This window comes from Aeromonas sp. PrichA-15, assembly GCF_017939245.1.
GTDB classification, from domain to species: domain Bacteria; phylum Pseudomonadota; class Gammaproteobacteria; order Enterobacterales; family Aeromonadaceae; genus Aeromonas; species Aeromonas caviae.
Genome location: NZ_JAGKRH010000292.1, coordinates 1 through 8,032, shown reverse-complemented (window position 1 = coordinate 8,032; position 8,032 = coordinate 1). Strand labels below are relative to the sequence as shown.

Below are 8,032 nucleotides of genomic sequence, written 5' to 3'. Positions count from 1 at the left end.
ATGGCGCTGACTACGTCCGCACCCACGCGCCTGGAGATCTGCGAAGCGCAATCACCTTCTCGGAAACCCTCGCGAAATTTCGCAGTCGCGACGCCAGAGACCGAGGGTTAGATCATGCCTAGCATTCACCTTCCGGCCGCCCGCTAAATATCTCCTTTTGGGTTGTTAATAAAACATCCAATAAGTTGACTGTGCGTGAAAAAGAAAGTTTTGTGTGATGGCGTTGAAGATCGCACCGTTAAGCTCTTATGTGGGATGGTGCAGAGCTCGACGACTACCGATAAAACGCAACCGCCGCAAACAGACAAGAAAAAGCCCCAACTGATAACAGTTGGGGCTTCAGTATTGTGATTGGTGGAGCAATAGCACCCTGAACCCAAAACCTTCTCGCTCAACCGGTAGTGGCTGATAACAACTCGTGAGGGCTATTGCGGGTTAAGCATTTAGCGATGTCTAGGGCCAGACTGGACGTCTGAACGCAAGCCGCTGATACTGTACATAACCACAGTATCAGCGGAGGATACCCATGTCGCTGGCAAGGAACGCCACGGCGAGTCAATCGCCCACTCAAACAAACGGTTACGAACGCCACCAACCCGACCAGACGCTGCTCTACCAGCTGGTTGAGCAGCACTACCCAGCCTTCAAAGCCTCACTCGAAGCCCAAGGTCAACACCTGCCTCGCTACATCCAACAAGAATTCAACGACCTCCTCCAATGTGGCCGTCTGGAGTATGGTTTCATGCGGGTTCGCTGCGAGGATTGTCATCACGAGCGTCTGGTCGCCTTCAGCTGTAAACGACGCGGCTTTTGCCCTAGCTGCGGTGCCCGCCGGATGGCCGAGAGTGCGGCGCTGCTGATAGACGAAGTCTTCCCCAAGGAGCCCATTCGCCAGTGGGTGCTCAGCTTTCCTTTCCAGCTACGCTTTTTGCTGGCTCGCCATCCCCAGCTGATGGGCCAGGTCTTGAGTATCGTCTATCGTACACTCTCAACTCATCTGATCAAAAAAGCCGGTTACACCAAAGCCTCTGCACAAACTGGCTCAGTGACTCTTATCCAACGCTTTGGCTCCGCGCTAAATCTCAATGTCCACTACCACATGCTGTTTCTCGATGGTGTCTATGCCGAAGATGACTATGGCAAGCAACGCTTCCATCGTGTCAAGGCACCCACTTACGATGAGCTGAATACGCTCGCTCACACCCTCAGCCATCGCATCGCTCGCTGCATGGAAAAGCGTGGGATTTTGGAGCGTGATGCCGAGAATACGTGGTTGACACTGGAAGAGGGCGAAGACGATACGCTGACTCAATTACATGGTGCTTCGGTTACGTATCGCATTGCCGTCGGCCCCCAGCAAGGGCGCAAAGTCTTCACCCTGCAAACCTTGCCAGGGCGTGAGGATAAAGCCGACTCAAGCAGTCGAGTAGCCAACCATGCTGGTTTCTCGCTACACGCCGGTGTGATGGCCGAAGCGCATCAGCGGGATAAGCTTGAGCGCTTGTGTCGCTACATTAGTCGGCCAGCGGTTTCAGAAAAACGTCTGGCATTAACCGCCAATGGGCAGGTGCGTTACGAGCTCAAAACTCCGTACCGCAATGGCACCACCCATGTGATCTTCGAGCCGCTGGACTTCATCGCCAAACTCGCTGCGTTGGTACCTAAGCCGCGAGTCAACCTCACACGCTTCCACGGCGTCTTTGCACCGAACAGCAAACACCGAGTTCAAGTAACACCCGCCAAGCGGGGCAAGAAGCCCGACAAATCGGAAGGTCTCGATACTAACTGGCGTGACAAGAGTCCTGCAGAGCGCCACCGCGCCATGACCTGGATGCAACGCCTCAAGCGAGTCTTCAATATTGATATTGAAGTCTGCGAACACTGCGGCGGTCACGTCAAAGTGATTGCCAGCATCGAAGATCCGAAGGTCATTGAGCAGATTCTCAAGCATCTGAAACAGAAAACAGCCAAGGCGAATGCCGCCAAGCAGCGTGAGCTGCCACCAGAACGAGCGCCGCCACTGACTCCCAGCCTGTTCGATCCATCACAGAGTCGTCTCTTTGACTGACGACCCCAAATCCAACACTGCTCAACACTGCCAACTTTTAAACGGGGCGGTGGGGCAGTTTGTATCTCTCGAGCTATCAGGCTAGAGATTTTACCGCCAAATCGAACCTTATTAGAGCGGTTTAGGCTGGACCGGCAGTTAAAATTGGGGCTTGAGCGGTAAACGAGTGAGGGAATTTCAGGTAAGATACTTCGGATGAGGAGCAAAAAGGTGGTTTATACTTCCTATACCCCTGCTCGCAGATAAGGAGAAGACATGTTAAAAACCGATCGAATTTTTGAACGAGAAAACTTTTCTCATCACGATTTTCAGAATGCCACCTTTAAAAACTGCCACTTTTATATGTGCAGTTTCGACCATGCCGATCTGCGCGATGCTAAGTTCATCGACTGTCGCTTTATCGAATCCAAAGCACTAGAAGGATGTAGTTTTCGTTTCGCGAACTTAAAAGATGCTAGCTTTACGAACTGTATGCTGGCAATGAGCCTGTTTAACGGCGCAAATTGTATGGGCTTAGAACTGCGTAAGTGCGATCTCAAAGGGGCAAACTTCCAAGGTGCGAACTTTGCTAATCGCGTCAGTAACACCATGTTTTTCTGTTCGGCTTTTATTACTGGTTGCAACCTCACCTACTGTAACTTCGAGCGAGTGTTACTAGAAAAATGTGACCTCTTTGAAAACCGTTGGAACGGTGCGAACCTCGCAGGGGCAACTCTCAAAGGCTCGGATTTATCTCGCTGCGAATTCTCGCCAGAACAATGGGGAACCTTTAACGTTGAGCAATGTGATCTGACTCATGTCGAACTAGACGGGCTGGATGTTCGCCGCGTTTCTCTGTTTGGTGTTAAAATTTGTGATTGGCAACAAGAGCAATTGCTTGCGCCTTTTGGACTGATCATTATCTAAGGAAAGGCCATGAACCTGTTTAAAGACTTACCGAATAACCTCGACGAGGAAGTGTTCGAAGACCTGCTGACCCACAAAAACCTGCGTATAGAACGCATTGTCTCAACAGGGCAAACCTCGCCCAAAAGTGGCTGGTACGATCAAGAAGAACATGAATGGGTATTGGTTCTTAAAGGAGCTGGAGAGCTGACTTTTGAATCAGGTGTAGTGAAACGACTTGAGGCAGGCGATCACGTTACGATTCCAGCTCATACCAAACACAAAGTGAGCTGGACAGACCCAACGCAAGAAACCATTTGGTTGGCAGTGTTTTATCAATAAACACAAAACGATCTTAAATCGAAAAATAGGCGCTGAATTTGCTCGATACTACCAAGCCGTCACTGGCACTGTTTGATTTTGATGGCACCATTACCCGAGAGGATATGTTTAGCCTTTTCCTCCACTATTCTGCTTATGGCCTGCGCAAACGAGTAGGAAAGGTCGCTATCATGCCATTTTATGCGCTGTACAAACTCGGAGTGTTACCCGCTCGTCTTATGCGTCCGCTCAGCAGTTTTATTGCATTTTCAGGGAAAGAAACGCAGCAAATTGAAGCGATTGGCGCTCAGTTTGCCCATGAAGTGATCCCGCTGTACTTACGGCCAGAAGCGATGGAAAGGTTGACTTGGCATCAACACAGAGGCGATACCATTGTGGTGGTGTCGGCATCACTCAATGCGTATCTCAAGCCTTGGTGTGAAGCGAACGGTTACCACTTGCTGTGCAGTGAACTGATCTCAGAGCAGCCAAAACTGAGTGGCTTTTACCAGCAAGGTGATTGCAGTTTAGAAAGAAAAGTCTCGCGCGTTAAGGCGGCGTTTTCGCTCGACGAGTTTGAGTCTATTTATGCCTACGGTGATACACACGAAGACATTCCGATGCTCAAACTGGCAGACTACGCGATGCTCAACTGGAGCGAGTGGAGAGCAAGCGAATAACGATATGTGCTCTGATTTTCAAGACAACCACTCGACCAAAGTTGTCGTTTTAGACTGAAAAAACAAACCCTTCTCACATGAGAAGGGTTTTATTGATCAGGGCCCGAATAAATGACTTAACGCCATACCCCCCATTGACCCGTTGTGCCTGGTTCCTCACCAGACGTCCACCACTGGGCAGTCCATTCTTTACCGTTGTGCGTCACCACATCACCTTGGTCGTAAACGGTCGTCTTGTCCCACAAGTTGGTTGGTTCAACTGGTGGCGGTACATCCGCTTTGATCAGTGACAACGCATAACTGAAGTCTGCACTTGGCGCTAATACTTGGTTTGCATTCACGTTCTTACTATCGAACATATAGTGGTTCATCTCTTGATGCCAAATGCCCACATACCAATCGCCCGTTTGCTGTGCGTTAAATTGATCTGCTATTTCTGCCGCCCAAGTAGCCGTATTGTTTGTGCTGATTGGTAGTGAAATATCAACAATTTCATTGCCTGTCGCATTAAACGTACGGAAACGGATGGTGTCACCCGCTTCTACTGGTCCAAAACCTTGCTGAACAAAGTAGCCCAGAGATGTCAGATTGTTGCCCGGTTCGGTTGGATCAACAGGGTCAGTCGGTGGCGTCGTGCCCGTTCCGTTTAACGTAATGTCACTACAGTTGTAGAAACCTTCACCAGCGACATCAATGCGCTGCCAACGAGTATAAAGCACCGCATCGCCGGAACGATCAGCAGGGAAAGTCACCTGAATACGGTAGCGTTTTTCCGCATCAACATACACGTCACCTGCGGTGTCAATCAGCTCTAAATCCCCCCAAGTAAGCGGTTTTGAATCATCATAGGTCGGCTTGGTGAGATAGAATTCCCAGTATGATGGGTTGTGCGGCGCCTTGCCGTAAAACACCAATTCAATCTGGTTATTTGCATCTGGCGTAACATTGGTGCGCTGCCAGTTTGGAGAAGGAATGTTCAAGCCTTTCTTAGCGGCATCGCCGGCAGAACACAGTTCGCCGTCACGGACTACGGCTTTAACATGCTCCATATCTCGGTAATTTGGTACGTTTGCTGCAATTTCACTGCGTTGCACAAACGGGTAAGCACCAGATTCTTCAAAAGCCGCTTTACACGCTTGGTTGGGGATCTCATTGGTCCAAAAACCACCGTCTAAATAACACGTATTCTGACGAGCACTTGGAAATTCTACCCAGCCGTGGGCGTTGACGTTAAATGAGCTCAATGCGGCAACAGCGCTTAAGCTCAAAAGAGGAAGTGTTACATGTGATTTCATCGTTCATCCTTAAATTTGCTGACTCGCCGCTCTGAAACACAAGCGGTTTAAGCAAAACTAGCAGGATGAGATTATTTCGAAGGTGAGAATAAAGGTGGAAATTGTAAGAGTGCCATCTGCTTTCCAGCATTTGTTGTGTACTTATCTCATACTCGACTGACTCTTTCGAGTCACTTCAAATTCATGTGCCACAAAACCATGCCACTCTTGACCGACTAACGTTCGTCTTTCGGTGTGTCCATTACCACCATGGTTGTGATCGACTTGACGTGCTTACACTCACCCAGTACATCGGCATGGAACGCTTTATATGCGGCTAAACTTTGCGTTTCTACGCGTATTAAATATTCATTGGCTCCCGTAATATTGTGACATTCCACCACTTCATCTACAAAGCGCACGTGTTCTTCAAAACCAAGCTGTGCTTGTTTAGAGTGCGAGGCCAAACCAATAGACACGTAAGCGACAAAACCCACACCAAGTTGCTGATTATCCAGCACCGCTCGGTAGCCTTTGATCACGCCTTTACGCTCTAAATCTTGCACTCGGCGTAAGGTTGCAGACGGAGATAAACCAACGCGTTCCGACAGCTCTACATTGGAGATTCTTCCGTCTCGTTTGAGCACTTGCAATATTCTTTCGTCAAATCTATCCATGATGATGTTTCATTGCTTATTTGGTTTCTAATCATCAAATAAAAGCACAATATTGACCTCAGTTCTACTTATAGTTGTTCTCAACTTATCGAGAACAGATTCAAGGAACAATCTATGGAATATCATCAACTGGGCGCTTTGGCGTTGTTCGCTTTTGTCTCCACTTTTACGCCGGGTCCCAATAACATTATGTTGATGACCTCAGGGGCAAATGTTGGCTTTAAACGCACCATTCCACACATGTTGGGCATTACCTTCGGTTTTGGTGCCATGTTAATTTTGGTGGGCATTGGCTTGATGAGCCTCTTCAACGCTTACCCAATTACTCACTCCATTTTGAAAGTATTGAGCTTGAGTTATTTGCTGTACTTGACGTACAAAATCGCCACGAGCGGCAAAACCGAAGCAAAACACGATTTTCGCCCAATGTCTTTTTTAGGGGCGGTGGCATTCCAATGGGTGAACCCGAAGGGTTGGTCGATGGCGTTAACGGCTATTACCGTGTACAGCTCAAAGCTGGTAAGGGGTTTTGTTGCGGTCAATTCTTTATTTTTCAGAATTTGCTACCGTTTCCCAAAAGTATTCATTTTCACTTAAAAAACAAAAAACTTCAATTTTTCTTTACGTTGCGAGCTTGAACTGCCAAACTCTCGGAGCCGTTTCTCGTTGGTCGCAACCACAACGCAAACCCTTGCAGACTTAAGATCCATGCAGATTCCGCTGAAGAACCATTCGCTCCGAAGGAGCATAGACCGGAACAATCTGCGTCCAAGTTTTCTTTTTTTCTTTTTTGTTCCTCTCAACGGTAGCCTTTCAAGAAACTTTCCATTTTTCAGTTCCGCAACAAACACTCAATTTTCTTTTCCAGTCTCCAAAAGCACAAAAACCTAAAAATACCAATTTCGCTTTTTTTCACCACTGAACCATAACGGTTTGGGCTATGGGCAGTGGCGGTTTGCGTGAGCCTTTCCTGTCAAACCGAGAAAACGCTCGGGCGGGCTACCGACTTTGCAAATTGCACTTCAACCCGCCATTGCCTATGAGCCAGTGTTAGCGGTAGTTTTTTATTTATTCAAATAGTAATTCCACGTTATTTTTGCAATGTCTGAAATAATCTTTTCATTAATTTCCGAAGTTTCTTTGGACTCTGCAACAAATACGCTTATAAAAATTAATTGTCCATTCGGTAAAGTAATTACCCCAACATCATTAGTGGCTGCTGCAATTCCATTATTTATTCCGGAAGTCCCTGTTTTATGAGCAACAATTGTATTCTTTGGTAATTGTCCTTTTAATCGGTTACTTCCTGTTGTTGTTTCTCTCATAATTTTCCAAATAAAATCATAACTTTTTTTAGAAAGTAATTGGTTCTTATTATTATAAGTATCTATTAACAGTTTGTTCATCGCTGTTGGGGTTGCCCAATTTTGATATTGGGTATTCCAATCCTTGTGCATTTGTTCTTCGTTTGCTTTGATTGAAATATCAGTGAAATGATTAGCATTCAAGAATTTTTGAACAGAATCAGTTCCTCCGATTAATTTTAGCAAAATATCACAACCAATATTGTCGCTCTCTGATACTGTATAATTTAGTATTTGTTCAATCGTCAAAGTTGTTCCATTAGGGAATTCCTCTTTAATCGGACTCCACGTTTTAGGCAAAAGGTCTTGAGGGGTAATCTCTATTTTTTGTTCAAAAGAAAGATTCCCTTTATCTATCTCAGACAAAACGGCTAAAGCAATCGGAAATTTCATAACGCTTTGCATCGGGAAATGGAAGTCGTTATTAATCTTCAAAGTATCCTTCTCATTGCTGTTGAATATTGCTACTCCTATTCTGGCATTTTTTGCCTTTAAAACATTCTCAATTTTCAAAGTTAAGTTGTCAGCTTGAGCATTTGAATACACAACTGTAAAAAATAAACTTAACAATACTAATAATATCCTTTTTACGATTTTCATATGTCTGTACTCCTATCTGGTTAAATTATCGATTTAGGAAACTACGCCCCGCATTCAGCAAAACCGCAACCCGAAAACAGACCCTGCTGACATAAAGTATCTTATCAGAAGTTGCTTACTCTTGAAAAGCAGTTGACCCGGGACACGTTTTCCCCTTAAATTT

At 46.4% G+C, this 8,032-nt stretch carries 8 protein-coding genes and 1 pseudogene; 6 read left to right on the top strand and 3 right to left on the bottom strand.

Translation table 11 applies throughout. The features are described from left to right. The 5 genes and pseudogenes from J9889_RS21350 to J9889_RS21330 form a co-directional block, all read left to right on the top strand. Nucleotides 1–122: pseudogene (locus J9889_RS21350) on the top strand (sulfonamide-resistant dihydropteroate synthase Sul1); the annotation flags it as partial. Between the two features lie 404 nt (nt 123–526). Next, entirely contained in the window at nt 527–2,068 is a 1,542-nt protein-coding gene (locus tag J9889_RS21345; RefSeq protein ID WP_000050481.1) for an IS91-like element ISCR1 family transposase, read from the top strand. Between the two features lie 255 nt (nt 2,069–2,323). Then, a complete protein-coding gene (locus J9889_RS21340; protein ID WP_210558105.1) occupies nt 2,324–2,974 on the top strand; it encodes a Qnr family pentapeptide repeat protein in 651 nt (216 codons plus the stop codon). A 9-nt stretch (nt 2,975–2,983) separates the two neighbouring features. Beyond that, on the top strand, nt 2,984–3,295 hold the full coding sequence (locus J9889_RS21335; protein ID WP_085344444.1) for a cupin domain-containing protein: 312 nt from the start codon (nt 2,984–2,986) through the stop codon (nt 3,293–3,295). A 38-nt stretch (nt 3,296–3,333) separates the two neighbouring features. After that, entirely contained in the window at nt 3,334–3,954 is a 621-nt protein-coding gene (locus tag J9889_RS21330; RefSeq protein ID WP_140073535.1) for an HAD-IB family hydrolase, read from the top strand. A gap of 116 nt (nt 3,955–4,070) precedes the next feature. On the opposite strand, the gene J9889_RS21325 is transcribed toward J9889_RS21330, so the two are convergent. Together J9889_RS21325 and J9889_RS21320 are read right to left on the bottom strand one after the other, a co-directional pair. Further along, nucleotides 4,071–5,249 carry a lytic polysaccharide monooxygenase gene (locus J9889_RS21325; protein WP_145472517.1) on the bottom strand — a complete coding sequence of 393 codons (1,179 nt, stop codon included), beginning with the start codon at nt 5,247–5,249 and terminating at the stop codon, nt 4,071–4,073. Between the two features lie 215 nt (nt 5,250–5,464). Beyond that, nucleotides 5,465–5,905 carry an Lrp/AsnC family transcriptional regulator gene (locus tag J9889_RS21320; protein WP_210558102.1) on the bottom strand — a complete coding sequence of 147 codons (441 nt, stop codon included), beginning with the start codon at nt 5,903–5,905 and terminating at the stop codon, nt 5,465–5,467. A gap of 114 nt (nt 5,906–6,019) precedes the next feature. Here J9889_RS21320 and J9889_RS21315 point away from each other — a divergent pair, with 114 nt between their 5' ends. After that, nucleotides 6,020–6,502, top strand: coding sequence for a LysE family translocator (locus J9889_RS21315; protein WP_210558101.1), 483 nt, complete (start codon nt 6,020–6,022; stop codon nt 6,500–6,502). A 467-nt stretch (nt 6,503–6,969) separates the two neighbouring features. On the opposite strand, the gene blaVEB is transcribed toward J9889_RS21315, so the two are convergent. Next, on the bottom strand, nt 6,970–7,869 hold the full coding sequence (gene blaVEB / locus J9889_RS21310) for a VEB family extended-spectrum class A beta-lactamase (protein ID WP_210558098.1): 900 nt from the start codon (nt 7,867–7,869) through the stop codon (nt 6,970–6,972). Nucleotides 7,870–8,032 lie beyond the last annotated feature (163 nt).

Bases quoted from the DNA above. Each gene is read 5' to 3' on its own strand.
- J9889_RS21340 (WP_210558105.1), top strand. From the start codon at position 2,324: ATGTTAAAAACCGATCGAATTTTTGAACGAGAAAACTTTTCTCATCAC.
- J9889_RS21345 (WP_000050481.1), top strand. From the start codon at position 527: ATGTCGCTGGCAAGGAACGCCACGGCGAGTCAATCGCCCACTCAAACA.
- J9889_RS21325 (WP_145472517.1), bottom strand. From the start codon at position 5,249: ATGAAATCACATGTAACACTTCCTCTTTTGAGCTTAAGCGCTGTTGCC.
- J9889_RS21320 (WP_210558102.1), bottom strand. From the start codon at position 5,905: ATGGATAGATTTGACGAAAGAATATTGCAAGTGCTCAAACGAGACGGA.
- blaVEB (WP_210558098.1), bottom strand. From the start codon at position 7,869: ATGAAAATCGTAAAAAGGATATTATTAGTATTGTTAAGTTTATTTTTT.
- J9889_RS21335 (WP_085344444.1), top strand. From the start codon at position 2,984: ATGAACCTGTTTAAAGACTTACCGAATAACCTCGACGAGGAAGTGTTC.
- J9889_RS21315 (WP_210558101.1), top strand. From the start codon at position 6,020: ATGGAATATCATCAACTGGGCGCTTTGGCGTTGTTCGCTTTTGTCTCC.